Source organism: Nostoc sp. CALU 546, from assembly GCF_048836525.1.
Genome location: NZ_JAWJTF010000076.1, coordinates 17,871 through 40,032, shown reverse-complemented (window position 1 = coordinate 40,032; position 22,162 = coordinate 17,871). Strand labels below are relative to the sequence as shown.

Below are 22,162 nucleotides of genomic sequence, written 5' to 3'. Positions count from 1 at the left end.
AACAAAAGTATCAAGGATGCGTCTAGCCTATGGCATTAATTAAAAGTTAATCATGGTGATTTAGGATTGGGAATGCAGAGTAGCACTTCTTAAAGATGTATTAAAGATTATCTCAGCTGGCCGATGCGATAAGTGGTTGGCAACGCCACAATTCAAAAGTCACCATCAACATTTGATGGGTTTTGCCAACTTCACTTGGCGACATCACTATACAGGAGTGAAACAAATTAGAGCTATGGCTACCAATCATCTACTAGAAATTAAGCAATACGGTCAAAGTATCTGGATGGATAATTTGACTCGTGACATTATTCAATCAGGCGAACTCAAAGACCTGGTGGAAAATCAAGGTATATCTGGGATTACCTCTAACCCAGCTATCTTTGAAAAAGCGATCGCTGGTAACGTTATTTATGATGCCGATATCGAAGCCGGAGTCCGGGCTGGCTTACCGACATACAAAATTTACGAATCCCTAGTTTTTAAAGATATCCGTAACGCCTGTGATATTTTACGCCCTGTTTATGAAGCCTCGGATAGACTAGATGGTTATGTGAGTATCGAAGTCCCGCCAACCATTGCTCATGATACTGAAGCCACAATAGCCGAAGCCCAACGCTATTTCCAAGAAATTGATCGGGAAAATTTGATGATTAAAATTCCCGGTACAGAACCAGGTTTGCCAGCAGTGGAACAGGCGATCGCAGATGGTATGAATGTCAATATTACGTTACTATTTTCTGTAGAAAGCTATATCAACACAGCTTTGGCTTATATTCGTGGCTTAGAAAAACGGGTGGCTGAGGGTAAGGACATTAGTAGAATTGCTTCAGTCGCCAGCTTCTTCCTCAGCCGGATTGATAGCAACATCGACGGCAAGATTGATGCTAAGTTGAAAAAAGGCGTTGATGATATTTCCGTGGAAGCAAAGCTAAGAGCTGTTAAAGGAAAAGTAGCGATCGCTAACGCTAAGATTGCGTACCAAGAATACAAGAAAATCATCAGAAGTGAGCGTTGGCAAGATTTGGCAGCAAAAGGAGCCAAAGTACAGCGGCTACTTTGGGCTAGCACCAGCACCAAAGACCCCAACTACAGAGACGTGATGTATGTCGAAGAGTTGATTGGCGCTGATACTGTCAACACCGTTCCACCAGCGACCATTAAAGCTTGTGCCGATCATTGTAACGTAAGCAATCCCTTAGAAACAGATTTAGACAAAGCTTACACGCTGATCGAAAGCCTCAAAGATCCCGACATCAACATCGATCTCGATAACGTCATGGATGAACTGTTAGTTGAAGGCATTGACAAGTTTATCCAGCCCTTCCAGTCCTTGATGAACTCTTTAGAAGACAAGATCAAGGTATTGTCACCAGTGTAGGGAACAGAAGAGGGGAAAAGGTTAAAGGGTAAAGGGTAAAGGTATAATTCTTCCCCTTTCCCCCTTCCCCTTTCCCCCTTCCCCTTTCCCCAATCCTAGTACCAAATCCAAAATCCAAAATTGTTATGGTTAGTCTGCTAGAAAATCCCTTGCGCGTTGGTCTGCAACAACAAGGGATGCCTGAACCCCAGATTATAGTCATTTTTGGCGCTTCTGGTGATCTCACCTGGCGCAAACTAGTGCCAGCGCTTTACAAATTGCGGCGAGAACGGCGTATTCCCCCAGAAACGACCATTGTCGGTGTGGCACGTCGAGAATGGAGCCACGAATACTTCCGTGAACAAATGCAAAAGGGCATGGAAGAGGCGCATCCTGATGTGGATTTAGGGGAACTCTGGCAAGACTTCTCTCAAGGTCTGTTTTACAGTCCTGGGGATATAGACAACCCCGAAGGCTACCAGAAACTAAAAAACTTATTGAGTGAATTAGACGAAAAACGGGGCACGCGAGGTAATCGCATGTTCTACCTCTCAGTTGCCCCCTCATTCTTTCCTGAAGCTATTAAGCAGCTAGGAAGCGCTGGGATGCTAGAAGATCCCTACAAACATCGTCTAGTAGTTGAAAAACCCTTTGGTCGAGACTTGGCTTCTGCCCAAAGTCTTAACCAAGTGGTACAGAAATATTGTAAAGAAAACCAAGTATACCGGATTGATCACTACTTGGGTAAAGAAACAGTCCAGAATTTGCTGGTGTTTCGCTTTGCCAATGCGATTTTTGAGCCGTTGTGGAATCGTCAATTTGTTGACCACGTGCAAATTACCGTGGCAGAAACCGTGGGAGTGGAAGACCGGGCTGGTTACTATGAAAGCGCCGGCGCACTACGGGATATGTTGCAAAATCACCTCATGCAACTTTACTGCCTAACGGCGATGGAAGCACCCAACGCAATGGATGCCGACAGCATCCGCACAGAAAAAGTGAAGGTACTCCAAGCTACTCGTCTAGCTGATGTTCACAATCTGTCGCGGTCAGCAGTCCGTGGTCAATATAGTGCTGGCTGGATGAAGGGTCAAGCAGTGCCAGGGTATCGAGTAGAACCAGGTGTTGATCCCAACTCCACCACACCCACATACGTCGCCATGAAGTTTTTGGTAGACAACTGGCGCTGGAAAGGTGTTCCTTTCTACTTGCGTACCGGAAAGCGGATGCCGAAAAAAGTCAGTGAGATTGCCATTCACTTCCGCGAAGTTCCATCTCGGATGTTCCAATCGGCTGCCCAACAGACAAACGCCAATATTTTGACGATGCGGATTCAGCCAAATGAAGGTATTTCCTTGCGTTTTGATGTGAAAATGCCGGGGGCAGAATTCCGCACCCGTTCCGTTGATATGGACTTTAGTTATGGTTCCTTTGGCATCCAAGCAACATCTGATGCCTACGATCGCTTATTCCTTGATTGTATGATGGGCGATCAAACATTGTTCACCCGCGCAGACGAAGTAGAAGCAGCTTGGCAGGTAGTAACACCAGCCCTTTCCGTTTGGGATGCACCCGCCGACGCAAATACTATTCCCCAGTACGAAGCCGGTACCTGGGAACCAGCCGAAGCAGAATTGTTAATTAACCAAGATGGCCGCCGCTGGCGCAGACTCTAAATATTAGTCATTAGTCATTAGTCATTGGTCATTAGTCACTAGTAAAAACACAAATGACAGATGACAAATGACAGATGACAAATGACAAAATCCAAAATCCAAAATCCAAAATCCAAAACTTCCTATGGCTCCCCAAGCTTCTACAATTTTTTCACTTCAGGCGCCAAAAGATATTTCGCTTAACGAAATAGAAGCGGAACTTAATCAAATTTGGCAAAGCTACGGCATTACTGGTGAGGACGGTGGGCTTCCTGCTGCGACTCGGGCCACGACATTTACCTTAGTGGTTTACGAACCAGAAGAAACCCAATATCTTTTGGCTAGTTTGGGATTTTACAACGGCCCGCTTGATGGAATTTTAGGGCCTCAGATGGTAGCAGCTTTGCGGCAAGTGCAGACAAAATATGGACTGCCGGATACTGGCACAGCAACACCTGAAACTTTGGCTATCTTGAGAGAAGAATTCGCCAAACGTCAAGGAGGGGCTGGTGGGGATAATGGTTCTATTGAACTCCCCAGCTTAAATGCCCCAAGCCCCAGAATTGCCGATGAAATTGCCCTCCGCAACCCTTGCCGGATTATTGCGCTGTTTCCCATTGCTGGCGAAGATGAAGGAGTCAAGGCTCAAGTTTCTGCTTATTGCCCCATCCAAAAGCAATCGTCAAGTACACTAATTTGCTGCGAATACATAACTCTTAGTGGAACTGCTGCTGCTTTGGAACGCATAGGTGGCTTGATTCCAGCATTGTTGATTGGTGGCTTACCGAAGTTTCTTTGGTGGAAAGCAACGCCAGTCCCCAACAACACTCTATTCAAGCGGCTGGCAGCAGTTTGTAATAATGTAATTGTGGATTCTTGCCGCTTTAACGAGCCAGAAAGTGATTTACTCCGCCTCCAAGAATTGGTGGAAAGTGGGGTTCCTCTGGCTGACCTCAACTGGCGTCGCCTCTCAGCTTGGCAGGAATTGACGGCCGAAGCCTACGACTCACCTCACCGTCGGGCGGCCCTCAGAGAAGTTGACCGAGTAACTATTGATTACGAAAAAGGCAACCCTGCACAAGCTTTGCTGTTTTTGGGTTGGCTGGCAAGTCGTCTAGAATGGCAGCCAGTTTCTTATGAAAAGGAAACGGGAGATTATGACATCACTCGCATTCGTTTTATTGCCCAAGACCAACGGCAAGTGGAAACCGAATTAGCGGGTGTTCCCCTTGCTGATGTGGGTGAGATTGCTGGTGACTTGATTGCCTTGCGCCTCAGTTCGACAAATCCCAAGGCAGACTGTGGTACTGTAATTTGCTCGGAAACTGGTGGCTGTATGCGGATGGAAACCCACGGTGGCGCCCAATCTGCCGGTCTGTTTCAACAGGTGACTTCACTTTCGGAACAAAAGGCGGAAGCATTGCTGAGTCAGCAGGTACAACGTTGGGGACGCGAGTCACTGTTTGAAGAAAGTCTGGGAATTACAGCGAGTATTTTCAAATTGGAAACACACTAGTACTCTGGCAAGACAACAATGCTTGCTTTGTAGTGAACGCTTTAGCGCTCAAGTCAAGGACTAAAATCCTGACCCCTCTCCTAACGGAGGAGACGCTGGCGTAGCCTGTTGTAGATAAGACTTGCTAACGCTGCGCTATCGTTAGTCACTCATGGGGGAAACCCCCTTCTCTACGAGACGCTCTGCGTTGGCGGTTAGCCTCTCCCTTTGGGCTACGAGTTACCAAATGCGAAAATCAAACACAAACTCTTCAGATTTTTGGATATTTCAATAATCTGGAGGGTTTTTTTATTCTCCTTGGTTTTTGAGACGCGATAAATCGCCGTCTCTACAAGTGTTTTGGTCTTATCTGAACTGTATTGAGATACCAAAGTCCTGATTTATCGCGTCTCTTGCTTTAACCGAGAGCTATTGCCCCCTACTAGGCTGCAACTTTGATGCATCAAAGTTGTAAAAATTAATTAGCTAGGACTTACGCATTGACAGAAAATACCAAATATGGGTTCTTTGAAAAAGCACGTCTGTCGTAGGGGTTTAGCATTGCTAAACCCCTACAGATGACCATCGAAGAACGATTAATAAAAGGCTGAAACGACCCATTTTCGTATATGCATACCATGATTAAGTTGTACAGTGCGTAAGTCCTATTAGCCTATTGGCGTGACAAGAGTAGTAGCGTTGGCGTAGCCCACCGTAAGTATCGCTACTACTCTTGTTAAAATCAATTATCTTAAAACTTTGCAATATTAAAATATTCAAAAGTAACTAAGTTGATTCACCAATATTAAACACATCCGACTCGAACTGCTGTAGTTGCAGCCTCGGTACGGTTCGTTACTCCTAACTTATTTAATACCTGGCTGACATGATGCCTAATGGTAGAAGGACTCAATTTCATCCGTTGAGCGATCGCGTCATTACTCAATCCTAAAGCCAGTAGTGCTAAAACCTCTTCTTGTCGTTTGCTCAGATCATAGACAGGTGCAGATGACAGTTTGCTCGGTTGCAGCAAAGCCTGAATCACCTCTGCTGCCAACATAGACCGACCGATCGCAGCGGCTCGTATGGCATCCGCCAACTCATCAATCGAGATACCTTTAAGCAGGTAACCAATGGCTCCGGCTTGCATTGCTTGCTGTACCAAGTCATTCGCTAGAAAACTCGTCAAAATTAAAACTTGAATTTCTGGGTATTTTTTGCGGATAGCTCTTGTTGCTTCTGCCCCATTCATTCCCACCATCATCAAATCCATTAACACTACATCTGGCTGCAACTGTTCGCACAAATGTACTGCTTCATTTCCATTACGCGCTTCACCCACTAATTGAATGTCATCAAACGCCAGCAAGACAAATTTAATACCTCCGCGTAGGATTTCATGATCGTCAACAGTAATCACCCGAATCGGTCGCAATGATTTATCTTTTTCCATATATAAATCCGGGATATTAAAACTATTTTTAATACATTTACATTACATTATTCTTCCATTTTCAGTATTTATACGTGAGATTCTTAATCTTTAATTTTTTATTTATCGCCAGTCAATCACGGAAAAATCTTACGTTATATATTAAGTCTGTCTTTTCTCAGTAACTCGATTGAAATAAACATAACTATATTACAAAAAGTAAATACGCCTAAAACTCTTACCAATAAGCAATCAAAAAGAACAAATCACGCTTTTAATAGTTAAATTTATTTATGCCTAATGCCTAATTTTCTACTCCCCACTCCCTATTTTATTTACAGAGGTTGACCAACTCAGGACAATCTCAGTCCCCTCCCCTGGATAGCTTGACAAATGAAAAATAGCGCCAATGGACTCAGCCCGTTCTTTCATAATTGCTATGCCCAGATGACCAGATGGTATTTTGTTGGAGTCAAAACCACAGCCATTGTCATTGATACGCAAGACTATTTCCTGTGAATCGCCGTGGAAGCTGACTGATACAAGCGAAGCTTTGGCATATTTAATAATATTATTCAGTGCCTCTTGAGTAATCCGGTAGAAGACAAGCTTCACTTCATTAGACAGTGAGCGATCGCCTGATACCGTTGTTATTACTTGTAAACTTGCCTGTCCTTGAATTTCCTTGGTTAACTGGTGTAGCAATTCACCTAAAGGTTTCTCTACCAAACCATTAGGACGCAACTCGACTAGTAAATTCCGCATTTCTGCTAACGCCCCTTGTGTCAGTTGGACGAGTTCTTCTAATCCCTGTTGGGCTGTCTCTGGGTAACGTTGCCACACTCTAGGTAACGCTTCGGCAATTGTCGCAACAGAAAACAATCTCTGCGATACTGAATCGTGTAAGTCACGGGCGAGGCGATTTCGTTCAATTTCCACAGCAATCTTTCGTAGCTGTTCGCTTTCAATTAATTTTTCTCGCAGTTTTACCGCTTGGATCAACTCCTTTGTCAGCCGTAGACTCATAATTACCACGAAGGACATAAATCCAAATTCAGCCAGGTATATGGATTTGATTGTCCCTAAATCCACTAGGCGATCGTGTTGAACAGTTCCTATCAAAATGGCTACGCTCAGACACACAATCAGCGCTGCTTGCTTTTCACCGCATCGATATTGACGGTAACAGGCGTAAAACAGGAAAACAGTATTACTGATTAAAGTTAATAATTGAAAACTGAATAGAGGATTCAGTGTACCTTTTGGGGAAGTAATTGATTCGCCCCAAGGCAAAGAAATACTTGATAGGTTACTGATATGAGAGTGCAGAATTCCCGTGGGAGAAATTTGGTTAATTAACAGGCTGATGACGTACAGACTATTCAGCACCAAAATTAAACGCACTGGCTTAACTCTAGTATATAAAGCTATAAACCATACAATATTAATCCCGTAAATATACCCTACAGAACATACTAATTTTTTGGCACTTATATAGTTTTCTACATTAGTCGCTTGATATGTGACTATCAAAGCCAGGATATAGACAACAGATCCTAAGCAAAGTAACCCAAAGCAGAAGTGAAGCGCTGTTTGTAATTTGCCACAAGCAATCAGCAGGTGTAATAGCCCAATATATAAGCAAATACCAGCAACTATCCCCAGAATGATTGGAACAAGAGTCATTACTTATTTAATTAAAAACTTATATCTAATAGCAAATGAGTAATATCACTTAATAAAACACGGTTTATATTGTTACATACATATTTTATTCATAATTAATAATTATATAGGACAAAGATCCTAGTCAAAACTGGGATCTTTGTTCGATGCGGTGACTGAGGCGATCGCTATATAATCCATTTCACCAACGCAAAATTTTAACAACTGTCTAGCCTGTGTAAGCAAAACACACAGGTGCAAAAGCTTCTATGTCAAGGCAATAAATCAAAGCCAATTAATCGTCATGACTGCCAAAATGCACTTTATCTCAGGCTTACCGCGTTCCGGTTCTACTTTACTCGGAGCCTTACTGCGGCAAAATCCCCGATTTCACGCCGGTATGTCTAGCCCCGTCGGTAGTCTGGTAAACCGAATGCTAGAAGCGATGAGCGAAGACAACGAATATTCTGTCTTTATCACCCCTGAGCAAAAACGGGCATTAACCTTAACGATATTTTCAACATTTTACCAGCCGCAAGCTCAAAAAGAAGTCATCTTCGATACTAATCGGCTGTGGTGTAGCAAATTGTCCTTAATTCACGAGCTATTTCCTGGCTCAAAGGTGATTTGCTGCGTGCGGAATGTTGCTTGGATTATGGATAGCATCGAACGGCTGATTAGAAAAAATGCTTTTGATGTGTCGCGGATGTTTAATAATCCTGGCGAACGCTCCACAGTTTACACTCGCACCGAAGCCTTGAGTCAAGGGGGACGGTTAGTTGGGTTTGCTTATAACGCCCTCAAAGAAGCATTCTATAGCGAACACAGTGCCTCTTTACTTTTAGTGGACTATGACTTATTGACCCAAGCACCTGATAAAACCCTATCGCTGATTTATCAATTTATACAAGAGGAACCCTTTAAGCATGATTTTGTCAATGTGGAATACGAAGCTGAGGAATTTGATAATCGCCTGAATACTAAGGGACTACATCAAGTGCGTCGCAAAGTCGAGTTTCAACCGCGACTGACAATTTTACCGCCAGATTTATTTACTCAATATGATGGGTTGTCTTTTTGGAAAAACCCTAGCAATAGTCTAGCGAATGTAATTGTCGCCCAGCCGGTAGAAGCGGCGAGTAAATGAAGTTTTCAGTCTGACCCCTTCCCTACCAGGCTCCAATGTTGTTGCATCGCTTTGCACCTTTGATGCATCGCCCTGCACCTTTGATGCATCGCCCTGCACCTTTGATGCATCGCCCTGCACCTTTGATGCATCGCCCTGCACCTTTGATGCATCGCCCTGCACCTTAGTTGCATCGCCCTGCACCTTTGATGCATCGACCTGCACCTTTGATGCATCGCCCTGCACCTTTGATGCATCGCCCTGCACCTTAGTTGCATCGACCTGCACCTTAGTTGCATCAACCTGCACCTTAGTTGCATCAACCTACAAAAGTTAACTCAACAAACACAAAACCATGAAGAAATTCTTTTCAACTCTAACCCTAACAACAGCTACAGCTTTAACCATTGCACTAACAGGAGGAGTAATGAGCAGTGACTCCGTTTTAGGACAGACATCTATTGACTTAGCGACGTTACGTAGCGCTGCTGTGTCTAAACACAACGCTTATCGAGCTACACATAAAAGCCCTAACATCACCATCAGTGATTCCCTAAATAGCAGCGCTCAAGCTTGGGCTGAGAAGATTGCCAGTAGTGGAGAGTTTGAACACAGTACTAATCGCACCAATGTGGGAGAGAACATATACGCTTCTTACAGTACGCAAAGCACCGTAGACCCAACCACTCTTGGCAATACAGCAGTTAAGGAGTGGTACGACGAAATTAAAGATTATAACTACGCCAATCCCGGATTTTCTAGCGAAACAGGGCATTTCACTCAAGTGGTGTGGAAGGGCAGTACGCAATTAGGCTGTGGTGCAGCACAAGGCACTGCAACGATTGAAGGTACTAATTATAACGCTTTCTATGTGGTCTGCCAGTACGCTCCTGCTGGGAATGTGCCAGGGCAGTTTCCTGAGAACGTACTCAAACCTTAGTACTTTGTCAAGCAAGTTTTGAGGGTTGGTAGTAAGCACTTTAGTGCTGATACTTTTAAGCACTAAAGTGCTTACTACGAACTCAATTATCTATAAATTCAACTTTGTAGAGACGCAAAATTTCGCATCTCTACAAGGGTTTCCTCAACTTGTCTAAATAGGTAGGCAAATATTTGCCCAGCTTACAAATAACTCATTCACCTCAAACAAAGGAAATAAATTAAATGGCAAATTTCATCGTCAACCAAGCCACTGATGACGGCACTGGCTTAACCGCAGGCACCCTCAGTTATGCAATTCTCCAAGCTAACCAACTAGCAGGGGATGACACCATTACTATTGATAGCGATGTCCGCGTTACTGGGGTAGTAAAGACGCTAGTGAACAGCAATATTACGATTGTGGGCAACAACCACAGCGTCAGCGGCGATGCCAATAATAACGGCATCAACGATAACGGCGACGTGCGCCCCTTGTTCATCCTGTCGGGAACTGTTAGCATTTCTGACCTGACCATCACCAACGGACGGGCTAAAGGCGGAGATAGTGGACAAGGCGCTGGCGGTGCCGGACTAGGGGGCGGTTTGTTTATCTATGATGGCAATGTTTCTTTGAACGATGTTGCTTTTAGTAATAACGCAGCACAAGGCGGCAGTAGCGGTGTCAGTGGACTGAGTAAGGGGGGCGGCGGACTGTTTGGCAATGGTGGCGGCGGCGGGGGCGGGGGACTGTTTGCCGATAGCACTAACAACAATGGTGGTTATGGAGGCAATGGCAACTACGGTGGCAGCAGCAACGGCGGCTTCGGCGGTGGCGGACAGTATCAAAGCTATAGTAGCGGCACTGGTGGCTTCGGTGGAGGAGGTGGTGGTGGTGTCTATGGCGGCATCGGTTTTAGTGGCGGCTTCGGCGGTGGTGGTGGCTACGGCTTTTATGGTCAAGGGAAGGGGGGTTATGGCGGCGGCGGCAGCTACGCACAGGGCGGCTTCGGCGGCGGCAACGGTGGCGCCAACGGCGGCGGCGGCGGTGCTGGACTGGGGGGTGGTATCTTTGTCCGCAGTGGTTCTTTAACCCTCAACAACACCAGCTTTACCAACAACACGGCTACAGGTGGCACAGGTGATAACTCAGGTCAGGGCTTGGGTGGGGGGATTTTTATCATGCAGTCCACCACCAACACTAACGGCAACAACCAGGGAATGCCCACCGTCCTTGGCACTATCGATTTTGTCGGTTCATCTACCTTCAGCGGCAACAGTGCGGTGAACGATGCGGGGACTCTGACTAATAACGATGATGTTTACGGCACAGAAATACCTGTAACTGCTCCCACTGTCAGCATTACGGCACAAACAGCCACAGCCAATGAAGGTGGTAGCAACGGTGTCTATCGCCTAACTCGCACCGACACCACAGGGGATTTAACCATTAACCTAACTATTGATGGTATTAGTACAGCTTCGACGGCTGACTATACCCTCAATGGTGGTAGCGTCAACGTTTCTGGCAATACCTTAACTGTGACCATTGCCGATGGACAAAGCTTTGTTGATCTTGACCTAGCAGCAATTGGCGACATTGCAGCTGAAGCAGCCGAAACCCTCAAACTCAACTTAGACACTGGTACTGGCTACACCGTTGACGGCACAAATAATACAGCTACAGTTACCATTGCTGCCAACGATACCGTCGTTACCAATACCAATGATTCTGGTGAGGGTTCATTGCGGCAAGCGATTCTCAACGCCAACGCCATTGCTGGGGCAGATACTATCACCTTTGCAGGTAGCGTGTTTACCGATGCCACCCCTGACACTATTACTTTGACATCTGGGCAACTGACAATTACTGATGATGTCACCATTCAAGGAACTGGGGCAAATCAACTGACAGTGAGTGGCAACAATGCCTCCAGCGTGTTCAGCATTTTTCCTATCAGTACCCCAATAAATAGTACAATTGATGCTTTGACAATTACCGAAGGTAATGGTGGTTATGGTGGAGCCATCACAAATAATAGTAATCTCACCATTACTAACAGCACCATTAGCAACAGTCAGGCATTTAACGGTGGTGGTATCGGAAATAACGGCGTTCTGACTATAATTAACAGCACCATCAGTGGCAATAGTACGACGGGCAACTCTGGAGGCGGAATTGCTAGTAGTGGCACTCTGACTATAATTAATAGCACCATCAGTGGTAACACAGCAGATCGCGTTGGAGGTGGCATAGGCTCTTTTGGTTTTGGAGGCAGTAATACCATCATCAGCAGCACCATTACTAATAACACTGCCAAAAATATCCAAAGTGAAGGAGGAGGCGGAGGAATTTTTAGTTCTCGCAATCCTACTGTTCAAAATACCATCATTGCTGGTAACTTTGATTCTGGCAGTCAAGCCCCGGATATTTCCGGCGCAGTCACAGGAAATGCCAATAACCTCATCGGTAGCCTCACTGGCGCATCCGGCACTATCGGCACAGGTAGCGATATCACCTTTGCCTCGGCTGGCATTACCAATATTAACCAAGTCCTCGGCGCCCTTGCTGATAACGGTGGTGCGACCCAAACTCATGCTTTAGTTGCAGGTTCAGCAGCCATCAACGCCGGCAATAATGCTTTGATTCCCTCCGGTGTCACCACTGACCAACGCGGAACAGGTTTTAACCGCATTAGCGGCGGCACAGTCGATATCGGGGCTTACGAAGTGCAAAACAATGCCCCTACTGCAACTAATGACAGCGTAACCACCAATGAAGATACTGCTGTTAACGGTAATGTCCTCACTAACGATACTGACCCCGATACGGGAGATATCTTAACCGTTAGTGCAGTCAACGGCAATACCGCTGATATAAACAATCAAATTACCTTACTCTCAGGTGCGCTATTAACGCTCAACAGTAATGGCACATTCGCCTACAACCCCAATGGTCAATTTGAATCTTTGGCTGTTGGTGCAACTGCTAGCGATAGTTTCACCTACACCATTAGCGATGGTAGCCTCATTAGCACAGCCACAGTTAACCTGACCATCAACGGTGTTAATGATGCGCCAACTTTAGCAAATATCATTGCCAACCAAACAACCTTAGAAGATGGCTTCTTCAGCTTTACTGTTCCAACTAATACCTTTGCTGATATCGATGCTAGTGACAGTTTAACTTACTCAGCCACCCTCGCTAACGGCAACCCCCTACCTAGTTGGTTAAGCTTCAACGCCAATACCCGCAGCTTCAGCGGCACTCCTAATGACCCAGATAACGGCACAATTAGCATCAAAATTACTGCAACTGACACCAGTAACGCTAGTGTTAACGATACCTTTAACCTAACAGTAACTCCCGTTAACGATGCACCCGTAGCTGGTGATGATTCTGCTAGCGCCAATCAAAATACACCCTTGACCCTGCTGAGTGCCGGCTTGTTAGCTAACGATACCGACGTAGACAGTTCTACTTTAAGCATCTCTGCTGTGAGTAACGGTGTTAACGGTACTGTCAGCTTAAATGGTAGTGGCAATGTCGTCTTTACTCCCACAACCAATTTTACTGGCAATGGCAGCTTTAACTATACCGTCAGCGATGGCAATGGTGGCACAGATGTGGCAATGGTAACAGTAGCTGTGGGGGTCAACCTCAACGGCACTAATAATAACGATAATCTCAATGGCACATCCGGCAACGACATCATTAACGGACTCAACGCCCAAGATACCATTTCCGGCAATGCTGGGAATGACTGCCTTGTGGGTGACAATGGTGATGACAAACTCTATGGCGGTACTGGCAACGATAATCTATATGGCGGTAATGGTCAAGACACGCTTTATGGTGATGCTGATAACGACCGTCTTGAAGGCGATAACGGTGATGACAAACTTTATGGCGGTGACGGGAACGATAGTCTAATTGGTGGTAACGGTCAAGATTTACTCGTCGGCGGTGCGGGTAACGATTTCCTCGATGGTGACAAGGGAGATGATAACTTGACTGGCGGTACTGGTAGCGACATCTTTGTGTTGGAGAAAGCCGCAGGTCGAGAAACAATTACCGATTTTAGTTTAGGTCAGGGCGATAAAATCGGCTTGTCTGGTTTGAGTTTCAATCAGTTGTCCTTCTCTGGTAATCAGATTAGTTTAGGTAATCAAACCCTAGCGGTGCTGAGTGGGTTTAATACCACGACGCTGACACAAAGCAATTTTATCTCTGTTTAAGTCTATTGGGTGGGCAAATGTTTGCTCACCCTGCAAATTGGTTAGTTGCATCGACCTGCACCTTTGATGCATCGCCCTGCAAAAACGAGCTTACCCTTTCTTTAACCTTGTTTTATCTAAAAATCTCATCTTACTGTTAGCTTTAGGGTTGCAATGGGCACATTAAATATGTAGATTACAACAGTATACTGATATGCCTATCCAAGATAAAACACGTCGTTTGCGCCCTCAAGTAATTAGTGAAGATGTGACTTCATGGCACGGTTTGCAAACGATCGCTACTTATGAAACAACCCGTGCTGATGCTTCTGCTACCAACTTACAGCAAACTTATCAAGCTATGTTAGCCCAGCAACAAGCCGAAACCGAAAAACTAACTTTATACCGTGCTGCTGCTGATGCTGCGCGATTAGCAGAATGGGAATTTCACAATGCGGTATTAGCGATGAAAGAAGTTGTGCGCGGACAATATGGTTCGGATAGCGATCAAGCCCAAGCTGTAGGACTGAAGAAAAAATCAGACCATAAGCGTCCTAGCCGCAAAAAGTTAGTCGCTTCATGAGCTAGGAAAAATTAACACATTTTAGATGTGTTCTTGCTCTACACCAAGAGCAAGAGACGCGATAAATCGCCGTCCCTACAAAGGAATTATTGTAGAGACGGGGATTTATCGCGTCTTTGTGATAAAGTCATACTCGCCTCCACGCTCAAGGGCGCGTTTGTAAGCAGGTCGCGCATGAATGCGATCGACAAATTCTTTCAGCTTTGGCCGGTTCTGAACCTCTTCTTTTTGCATGGCGACTACTTCCAGGGGAAAGCTCATTTGGATATCGGCGGCGGTGAATTCCTCTCCTGTAAACCACGTACTTTTACGAAGTTCACTTTCTATATAATCAAAGTGAAGTTTGATCTGGGGCGCAACAAATCCCTTAACTACGTTGCTGTCTCCTTCCCCGAAATTGTTCAAGACCAGCCTCATTACCAACGGTGGCATTGCAGAGCCTTCGGCGTAATGCAGCCAATATGTATAGCGCAGATGCTCCGGTGTATCGGATGCGGGAACTAGGCGACCATTGCCGTAGCGATTAACGAGGTATTCGATGATTGCACCCGACTCAGCAATGGTGAGGTCTGCATCTGTGATTACTGGTGACTTACCGAGGGGATGAACTTGGCGCAGCGACTCTGGCGCCATCATCGTCTTTGGATCGCGTTCATAGAATTTGATCTCATATTCAATACCTAATTCCTCAAGTAGCCACAGCACCCGCTGCGATCGCGAGTTGTTAAGATGATGCACAGTTATCATAAAAAGGTTCCTCTTCTGGTGGCTGATTACTATCCAATCTGAGCTAATACCAATTTAATTAATGATTACAACACATCCTTGGGTAAAGACGCGATGAATCGCGTCTCTACAAATAGACCATTTGTCGCATTCTTTTTTCAAATTGGTATAATCTCTAGCTATTAGTCATTATTAGACAAACTTTTTCAGATTAACTCCCCTAATTGGCTAGTTTTCTGCTTTTTAATTGGTATAAAAACCACATTTGTTTCATTTATGGCTTTAATCATTGCCGGAGAACGTAGTGGGGTGGGTAAGACAACAGTCACGCTCACCCTTTTAGCATCTTTACGTCGTCGCGATCGCTTGGTGCAATCTTTCAAGGTAGGCCCAGACTACATTGATCCAATGTTTCATCGACACGTAACTGGTCTTCCTTGTCGGAATTTAGACCCCGTACTGACTTCTAAAGCCTACGTTCAGCAATGTTTTGCCCGTCATAGCCAACTAAGTGAATATGCCCTAGTAGAAGGAGTTATGGGGTTATTTGATGGAATTGGGCATGGGGAATGGGGCATGGAGCATGGGCAAGAAAAGCAAAAAACTGATTTTGCGAGTACGGCACACATTGCGCGGCTTTTAGATTTGCCTGTGGTGTTGGTGATTGATTGCAGTCGTTTATCTGGTTCTGTCGCTGCGATCGCTCACGGTTATCGATCTTTTGATCCCCGAATTAAAATAGCTGGGGTAATATTAAATCGCGTGGGGAGCGATCGCCATCTCTCTCTCCTCAAAGATTCTCTAGAACCCCTACAATTACCCATTCTCGGCGTGCTGCGGCGTCAAGATAACATCACAATTCCCGATCGCCATTTAGGTTTAGTTCCTACAGCAGAACTTCCCGAACTTAACGCTTTAATCAATCGTCTCGCCGATTTAGGAGATACTTGCTTCAATTGGCAACACTTATTACCCCTGTTAAAATCAGAACCTCTCCCTCAGCCCCATCATCCCCCTTGTCCTCCGTTATCATCAGTCAGGATTGCTATTGCCCGCGATCGCGCTTTTAATTTCTATTACCAAGACAATCTCGATTTGCTGCAATACCTTGGCGCAGAACTGGTTTTCTGGAGTCCTTTAGAAGATGCTGACATACCAAAAGATGTACAGGGAATGTATTTTGGCGGTGGTTTCCCGGAAGTTTTTGCCCAGCAATTAGCAGAAAATACCAGGGTTCGTGATGCAGTGAAAACGGCAATACTTAAAGGAATGCCTACAGTTGCCGAATGCGGAGGATTGATGTATTTGTGTGAGCAAATTATCGATTTTGAGGGTAAATCTTGGCCAATGGCGGGAGTTTTACCGACATCTGCTGTGATGGGAGGGCGTTTAACTTTAGGATATCGTCGCGCAGTAGCTTTGCAAGATAATCTGTTAGTTAAAGCAAATACAACTGTTTATGGACATGAGTTTCATCGTTCCCATTTAACCTTAACTCCCACTCAGCCGCTATTTGAAACTTCTCGCTACGATTGTGAAGAAAATATGGGATGCGAGGGATGGGGTTTACCTGCAAATGTTCATGCTTCTTATGTTCATCTGCATTGGGGAGAAAGTCGAGAAATTCCCCAGCAGTTTATTAAAGAATGTCTGAAAGTCGCATCTTCAGGAACATGGATTTAAGAGGATGTTTGAAAAGTATTTCTCTGTAACTTTAGGCACTTTAGCAAGAAAATGCCCTCTTCACTTTCCTTGTGGTCTGGGAAAAGGTTAAGGAAGGGGTAAAGGATGTTATTTAAAACCTTTTCCCCTTTTACCGAACCGTATTGGTCTATATTCGACTCAATTGAGAACCGCTATATTATCAAAGAAGGCAGGAGGCAGAGGGCAGGAGGCAGGAGGAAAACTGCCCGACGCTCGCGGACTCGCTACCGCTGCGCTATCTGTCTCCTGCCTGTGACCGTAGGAAACAAGGGTCTAAAACCCCGCCGTCTACACGGCGATTACAATTTGGTTGGGGTTTGAATCCCCATTCAAATTGTGCCTCCTGCCTCCTGCCTCCTGCCTCTTTCAAGTGAGACATACCTGATTTGCTTTATGCTTGCAGTTGACAGAGCAGTAAACCAAACCATTGATTTGGATCTGTCCACACATGAAGAGGTAATAAACCCTGTGCGGTGAGTTGCTGTTTGATAGTATTAAGGTCAAATTTGCGAGAAATTTCGGTGAGGATAGTCTCATCTAGGGCAAAATTAACCTTGAGGTTAAGAGCGCGTAATTCTACAATTTGCGATCGCAAGCTGCGTAAATGCATTTCTATTTGATGTTCGCTTTCATTGTAAAACGCCCAGTGTTCAAACTGCGTGGTGTCGAAATTACCCTCAAACCGCTGATTTAAATGCTCCAGCATATTAAGGTTAAAAGCTGCCGTTACTCCCTGGCTGTCGTTATAGGCTGGTTCCAAAATCTGTTTCGGCTTTCGTAAATCTATCCCCAATAATAAATACTCACCTACTTGTAAAGCATTTGTAATTTGAGAGAAGAACACATCACACTCATCAGGTGTCAGATTACCTAAAGTGCTACCAATAAAACAAATCATCCGACTGGGTAATTGCGTCGGTAGGAGTTTTGCAAGGGCTAATTCATAGGTTCCCGCCAGTGCACAAACTTGCAGTAAGGGATAATCTCCTAATAACTGCTTGGCGCTACTTTCCAACATACCTGCACACACATCAATTGGTAGGTAGTGCAGGGGATAGCCTAGCCGTTGGTAGGCATCCAGTAAAATGCGGGTTTTGTTAGAACTGCCACTGCCAAGTTCTACCAATTCACAAGGTCCAGTTATCTGGGCAATTTCACTAGCAAACTGCTGTAATATCGTCGTTTCTGTGCGTGTAAGATAATATTCTGGCAAATAACAGATTTGCTCAAACAGATCAGAACCACGGTCGTCATAAAAGTAACAAGGGGGTAGAGATTTAGGTGTTTGAGTTAATCCCTTAACCACATCACTCCCAGCACTAGGTGCAACTATTTGGCTTGCTCCTACCAAACGTTCTATCTGCAAGCGTTTTTCAACGCTGCTTTGAGATGTAACCTTGCTGTTAACAGCTTTAGATATCGACATTAAACCTCCGTATGCTTGGGGTAATAAGTTACCTTTTATGGCAGACCTTTACCCCAATAAGTGAAACACATTGTCATAGCTAATAAAATCATGCTTGAGCAATATTACTCAAGCATTAGTCCTATTTGTAGCGATTTTCCCATTCAAATGACAGCAAGTAAGCGTTTAAGTGCTATTACTAACCCGTTACTTCATCGAAAGTCGGCGAGAAACTCCATCCCGCAAGTGGCGTGAAGAGGAATAGCCGCCCGCTAATTTGGGCATTAGTGACTCTTCCCCATTCCCCATGCCCTATTCCCCACCCCCTTGTGGGTGGTGTTTTTCATCAGCAGCACAGCGAAACCCTGCGAAAAGTTGGCGTACACCGGGATGATACCAATTGCGAAAACTAGAACGCAGTACCCAAGAACGAGTTGCCCAACTACCGCCTTTTAAAACACGGTGCTGGTGGTCAAAATAAACTTGCGAGTAACCTGTGTAAGGGTAACTTTGGAAACCTTTGTAGCCATCAAACCAGGAATCTGTCCACTCCCAGACATTGCCGAGAGTATCGTACAAACCATAGGTACTTTGCCCAGCAGGGTAGGCATTTACTGCTGTTGTCTTACCAATTAGGCGATGTCTACGATGGGCTACGCCTACGCAATTACACTGTTGGACGGTTGGTTTTTCATCTCCCCAAGGATAGGTGCGGTGACTATTAGTCTGTGCATCCCAACTGACTGCTTTTTCCCATTCGGCTTCTGTGGGTAGCCGCTTACCCACAAATCGGGAGTAAGCCTCGGCTTCATACCAGCTAACACCGCAAACCGGGTGATTATCATAACTGCGTAGCTTGCCCCCGTAGGCATTACTGCACCAATAAAGCGGTTGGCTCACTGATTCTTTTTGTAACCATTGCCATCCTGATTCTGACCACCACTGAGAATTTTGGTAGCCTCCCGCCTCGATGAATTCACGATACTGTCCACAAGTCACAGGATAGCGGTCAATCAGATACGTATCTAAATACACTCGATGGGCAGGGCGCTCGTTATCTAGTGCATCAATTGAGTCGCTTCCCTGTTCAAATTCGCCTGCTGGGATTTGAATCATTTCGGTAAAAGGAGTGGAGGATGGAGGGACGTGGAGAGTAACAAATTCTGCCTCCTGCCTCTTGTTTAATTCCAAGACAAAACTAATAATTTCACAGTGCTGACTTTCGTGCTGAATCAAAAAGTGCCATAGACGTTCTTGCTGCTCAATGTCAGCTACTTCTAGGTATTCGAGAACTTTTTCTCTAACTGTGTCTAGGTAATAACGAATTTCCTCTAAGTTTGGTAAATGAACACGTTCTGATTTGGGTAAACCGTCGGCTGCAAACAGCTTACGGTATTGCGGAAACAAACAAGGGCTACCTGCACTGCGCTCTAGCAGCCATAAAGACTCGATATAGGCAATATGCCCCAAGTGCCAGCCAACAGGGCTAAAGTCAGGATGAGGCTGACTACAGAATGTGGCTTCATTCATATCCTGGAACAGTGCAAAAGTTTGCAGACGACATTCATAAAAGGCTTGAAAAATAACCTCTTTCACACTAGATTTGCTCAATTTGGATCTCACAGTCTGCTCCCACACTAATAATGCTATTTTCTGGGCAAGCAATCCAATTACCTATAAATAGAGGTTCGGATGCAATAATTACAGAATTTGGGAAAGTCGGATCATCTCGTATCCAGTAAAGAGATGGAACTGGTGAATGAGTAGCAAACCGAGAAGCTATCAGGCGATGTCCGTCACTAAAAACTATGTTGAGTGAGGCTTCTACTTGATAGCGTTTTGCCATCTCTAAAAGCGTTAATAATGTGTTGCGTAAAGCATATTCTGGAGGTCGATGTTTATTGATTTGACTTTGTGAAAGTAATAAAGCAAAAATGTGTTCAGAGTCAGTACTGCCATTAATTTTCTCGTAAAAATCTTGGGTTAAAGTGCTGCGGATTTTTCTGTGTAATGTTTTGTGGAAATTTTCGATTCGTCCATTGTGAATAAAGAGTTGTTGTTGATGGTTAAAGGGCTGACAATTAGCAAAATCTACAGCTTGGCCTGGTGTAGCACTACGGACATAAGCAAGCACACATTTAGATTCAACGTAACGGCTGAGACTGGGTAAGTTTATATCATTCCAAATAGGCAGGGTATTTTTGTAGATAAAAGGGTCAGTATCTTTTTGACTATGATACCAACCCACACCGAAGCCATCTGCATTTACTACCCCAGAGGTCATTTCGCGGGGTTGATAACTCTGGACTATCAGTGAGTGTTCTGGTTTATACAGAAGATATTCTAAAGAAACAGGCGAACCGAGGTAAGCAAGTAAACGGCACATGATTAAAGTATTTGCTCCCAATAGCTGTATAAAGTAAGCTTTTTGACTGAGAATTAGCTGATTTTTGGATAAATTTGCACTATCCTTGTTAACAAGTGCTACCTCATATCACCCTATTGACCTCCTCACTACACAAAACATTTAGTTTGCTAATGTTTTATACAAACTTGTATTATTTTGGCGTAATTTTGAACTTCAGGAGTAGTATTCAACAAAATAGACAAATAATAAAGACTAATTAGCAATAATCAAGAACCAATGACTGATGCCTAACTCAATAATGGTAATTTTCCCATATAGACATAATCAAACATGGGTATTTGATGATGAGCGAAGGGAACTAATCTAAGAACCATTTGTCAGTGGCGTACCCGAAATAATTGATATTTTGGTTGATGGTATTGCTAATGTTGATGAAGGCTTTAAACTGTTATTTTCTGCAAATCCCTTTCCTGGTTATCAAGCTGAACTAATTTGGTTAAGAGCAGAATATAACGGTTATTGGTATTACTGGGAGAGCCATAAATTGGAAGGTTGGCTATGTCCAGCTTTGTTAAAATACTTTAGTGAACCGCCAAATAAAATATGTTGTAAAGCTGAAAGACCTTATTTGTAGAGAATATCTCAAAAATTTTAATTTAACATAAGAAAATATTATGAAGATTCCAAACTCTATTATAACAATTATTGGACAACAGCCTTACCCACTTTTATTTGCAACTATCAGTGGTTCCCACTTATATGGTTTTCCGTCAGCTGATTCTGATTATGACTTGCGTGGTGTGCATATTTTACCAGTTACAGAAGTAGTGGGATTAGAGACGGGGAATGAAACTATTGAAGTTTCAGAAACTCGTGAATCTTTAGAAATTGATTTAGTCACTCATGATGTCAAAAAATTATTTTTGATGCTACTTAAAAAGAATGGCTATGTGTTAGAACAACTGTACTCACCCTTAATATTAACAACTTCACCCGAACATGATGAATTGAAAGTTATTGCCAAAAGTTGCATTACCCGTCATCATAGCTACCATTATATTGGTTTTGCTACGACACAATGGAAACTTTTTGAGAAAGAAGAAGCGTATAGGATTAAGCCATTACTTTATGTTTATCGAGTTCTGCTAACTGGGATTTATCTGATGCAAACAGGGATAGTCGAAGCTAATTTAATTAATCTCAATGAGGTTTTTAATTTACCATATATTCCTGATTTAATCGCCCAAAAGTTAGCAGGTACAGAAAGGTCTATTTTGTCAGATTTTAATATATATTTTCATCAAAGAGAATATGAGCGTCTGCGTAATAAGTTGCAGGAGGCGTATGAATCTAGCCCATTACCTGAAGTACCTTCAGCAAATGTGGCTTTGCATAATTTGTTGGTACATTTGAGAACAAGAAGCTATGAATCATGAGTTCATCACTTTTGGCTCATGATTGTTTTAAAATACAGAAATTTAGTAAATTTAAATTGTATATTACTTAT

The 22,162-nt window shown here is 44.1% G+C and carries 17 protein-coding genes; 10 read left to right on the top strand and 7 right to left on the bottom strand.

Annotated features, from left to right (window positions below):
• Positions 1 to 235 precede the first annotated feature (235 nt).
• The 3 genes from tal to opcA all read left to right on the top strand — a co-directional run bounded on the left by tal (position 236) and on the right by opcA (position 4,531).
• Positions 236 to 1,381, top strand: coding sequence for a transaldolase (gene tal / locus RRG12_RS29165; RefSeq protein ID WP_420761600.1), 1,146 nt, complete (start codon positions 236 to 238; stop codon positions 1,379 to 1,381).
• 125 nt (positions 1,382 to 1,506) lie between these two features.
• Complete coding sequence (gene zwf / locus RRG12_RS29160; RefSeq protein ID WP_069073762.1) at positions 1,507 to 3,036, top strand: glucose-6-phosphate dehydrogenase; 1,530 nt, start codon at positions 1,507 to 1,509, stop codon at positions 3,034 to 3,036.
• 124 nt (positions 3,037 to 3,160) lie between these two features.
• Positions 3,161 to 4,531 carry a glucose-6-phosphate dehydrogenase assembly protein OpcA gene (gene opcA, locus RRG12_RS29155; RefSeq protein ID WP_420761596.1) on the top strand — a complete coding sequence of 457 codons (1,371 nt, stop codon included), beginning with the start codon at positions 3,161 to 3,163 and terminating at the stop codon, positions 4,529 to 4,531.
• Between the two features lie 784 nt (positions 4,532 to 5,315).
• Here opcA and RRG12_RS29150 read toward each other — a convergent pair.
• Together RRG12_RS29150 and RRG12_RS29145 are read right to left on the bottom strand one after the other, a co-directional pair.
• Complete coding sequence (locus RRG12_RS29150; protein WP_069073761.1) at positions 5,316 to 5,963, bottom strand: response regulator transcription factor; 648 nt, start codon at positions 5,961 to 5,963, stop codon at positions 5,316 to 5,318.
• Positions 5,964 to 6,254: 291 nt separating this feature from the next.
• On the bottom strand, positions 6,255 to 7,628 hold the full coding sequence (locus RRG12_RS29145) for a sensor histidine kinase (RefSeq protein WP_420761595.1): 1,374 nt from the start codon (positions 7,626 to 7,628) through the stop codon (positions 6,255 to 6,257).
• Between the two features lie 283 nt (positions 7,629 to 7,911).
• On the opposite strand from RRG12_RS29145, the gene RRG12_RS29140 reads away from it, so the two are divergent.
• Positions 7,912 to 8,754, top strand: coding sequence for a sulfotransferase family protein (locus tag RRG12_RS29140; protein WP_420761594.1), 843 nt, complete (start codon positions 7,912 to 7,914; stop codon positions 8,752 to 8,754).
• On the opposite strand, the gene RRG12_RS29135 is transcribed toward RRG12_RS29140, so the two are convergent.
• On the bottom strand, positions 8,707 to 9,042 hold the full coding sequence (locus RRG12_RS29135) for a hypothetical protein (protein ID WP_420761593.1): 336 nt from the start codon (positions 9,040 to 9,042) through the stop codon (positions 8,707 to 8,709). The two genes, RRG12_RS29140 and RRG12_RS29135, sit on opposite strands and share 48 nt — an antisense overlap.
• A 46-nt stretch (positions 9,043 to 9,088) precedes the next feature.
• Here RRG12_RS29135 and RRG12_RS29130 point away from each other — a divergent pair, with 46 nt between their 5' ends.
• The 3 genes from RRG12_RS29130 (at position 9,089) to RRG12_RS29120 (ending at position 14,452) form a co-directional block, all read left to right on the top strand.
• Entirely contained in the window at positions 9,089 to 9,673 is a 585-nt protein-coding gene (locus tag RRG12_RS29130; protein WP_420761592.1) for a CAP family protein, read from the top strand.
• Between the two features lie 224 nt (positions 9,674 to 9,897).
• Positions 9,898 to 13,890: a beta strand repeat-containing protein gene (locus RRG12_RS29125; RefSeq protein WP_420761591.1), complete on the top strand. Its 3,993-nt coding sequence runs from the start codon at positions 9,898 to 9,900 to the stop codon at positions 13,888 to 13,890.
• Between the two features lie 193 nt (positions 13,891 to 14,083).
• The gene (locus RRG12_RS29120) at positions 14,084 to 14,452 is read left to right on the top strand and encodes a hypothetical protein (protein ID WP_069073757.1); all 369 of its coding nucleotides are present in this window, start codon (positions 14,084 to 14,086) and stop codon (positions 14,450 to 14,452) included.
• Positions 14,453 to 14,557: 105 nt separating this feature from the next.
• Here RRG12_RS29120 and RRG12_RS29115 read toward each other — a convergent pair whose 3' ends face one another.
• Positions 14,558 to 15,199, bottom strand: a complete 642-nt coding sequence (locus tag RRG12_RS29115; RefSeq protein WP_420761590.1) for a glutathione S-transferase family protein — start codon at positions 15,197 to 15,199, stop codon at positions 14,558 to 14,560.
• Between the two features lie 255 nt (positions 15,200 to 15,454).
• Between RRG12_RS29115 and RRG12_RS29110 the strand changes: the two genes are divergently transcribed.
• Positions 15,455 to 16,861: a cobyrinate a,c-diamide synthase gene (locus RRG12_RS29110; protein WP_420761589.1), complete on the top strand. Its 1,407-nt coding sequence runs from the start codon at positions 15,455 to 15,457 to the stop codon at positions 16,859 to 16,861.
• A 412-nt stretch (positions 16,862 to 17,273) separates the two neighbouring features.
• Here the strand turns inward: RRG12_RS29110 and egtD are convergent, their stop codons facing one another.
• The 3 genes from egtD to egtC all read right to left on the bottom strand — a co-directional run bounded on the left by egtD (position 17,274) and on the right by egtC (position 20,673).
• The gene (gene egtD / locus RRG12_RS29105; RefSeq protein WP_420761588.1) at positions 17,274 to 18,308 is read right to left on the bottom strand and encodes an L-histidine N(alpha)-methyltransferase; all 1,035 of its coding nucleotides are present in this window, start codon (positions 18,306 to 18,308) and stop codon (positions 17,274 to 17,276) included.
• 291 nt (positions 18,309 to 18,599) lie between these two features.
• Entirely contained in the window at positions 18,600 to 19,910 is a 1,311-nt protein-coding gene (gene egtB / locus RRG12_RS29100; RefSeq protein ID WP_420761587.1) for an ergothioneine biosynthesis protein EgtB, read from the bottom strand.
• Complete coding sequence (gene egtC, locus RRG12_RS29095; RefSeq protein ID WP_069073752.1) at positions 19,885 to 20,673, bottom strand: ergothioneine biosynthesis protein EgtC; 789 nt, start codon at positions 20,671 to 20,673, stop codon at positions 19,885 to 19,887. The genes egtB and egtC overlap by 26 nt, the downstream gene beginning before the upstream one ends.
• A 388-nt stretch (positions 20,674 to 21,061) precedes the next feature.
• Between egtC and RRG12_RS29090 the strand changes: the two genes are divergently transcribed.
• Complete coding sequence (locus RRG12_RS29090) at positions 21,062 to 21,289, top strand: DUF6717 family protein (protein ID WP_420761586.1); 228 nt, start codon at positions 21,062 to 21,064, stop codon at positions 21,287 to 21,289.
• Between the two features lie 40 nt (positions 21,290 to 21,329).
• Positions 21,330 to 22,091: a DNA polymerase beta superfamily protein gene (locus RRG12_RS29085; protein ID WP_420761585.1), complete on the top strand. Its 762-nt coding sequence runs from the start codon at positions 21,330 to 21,332 to the stop codon at positions 22,089 to 22,091.
• The last annotated feature ends 71 nt before the right edge of the window (positions 22,092 to 22,162 follow it).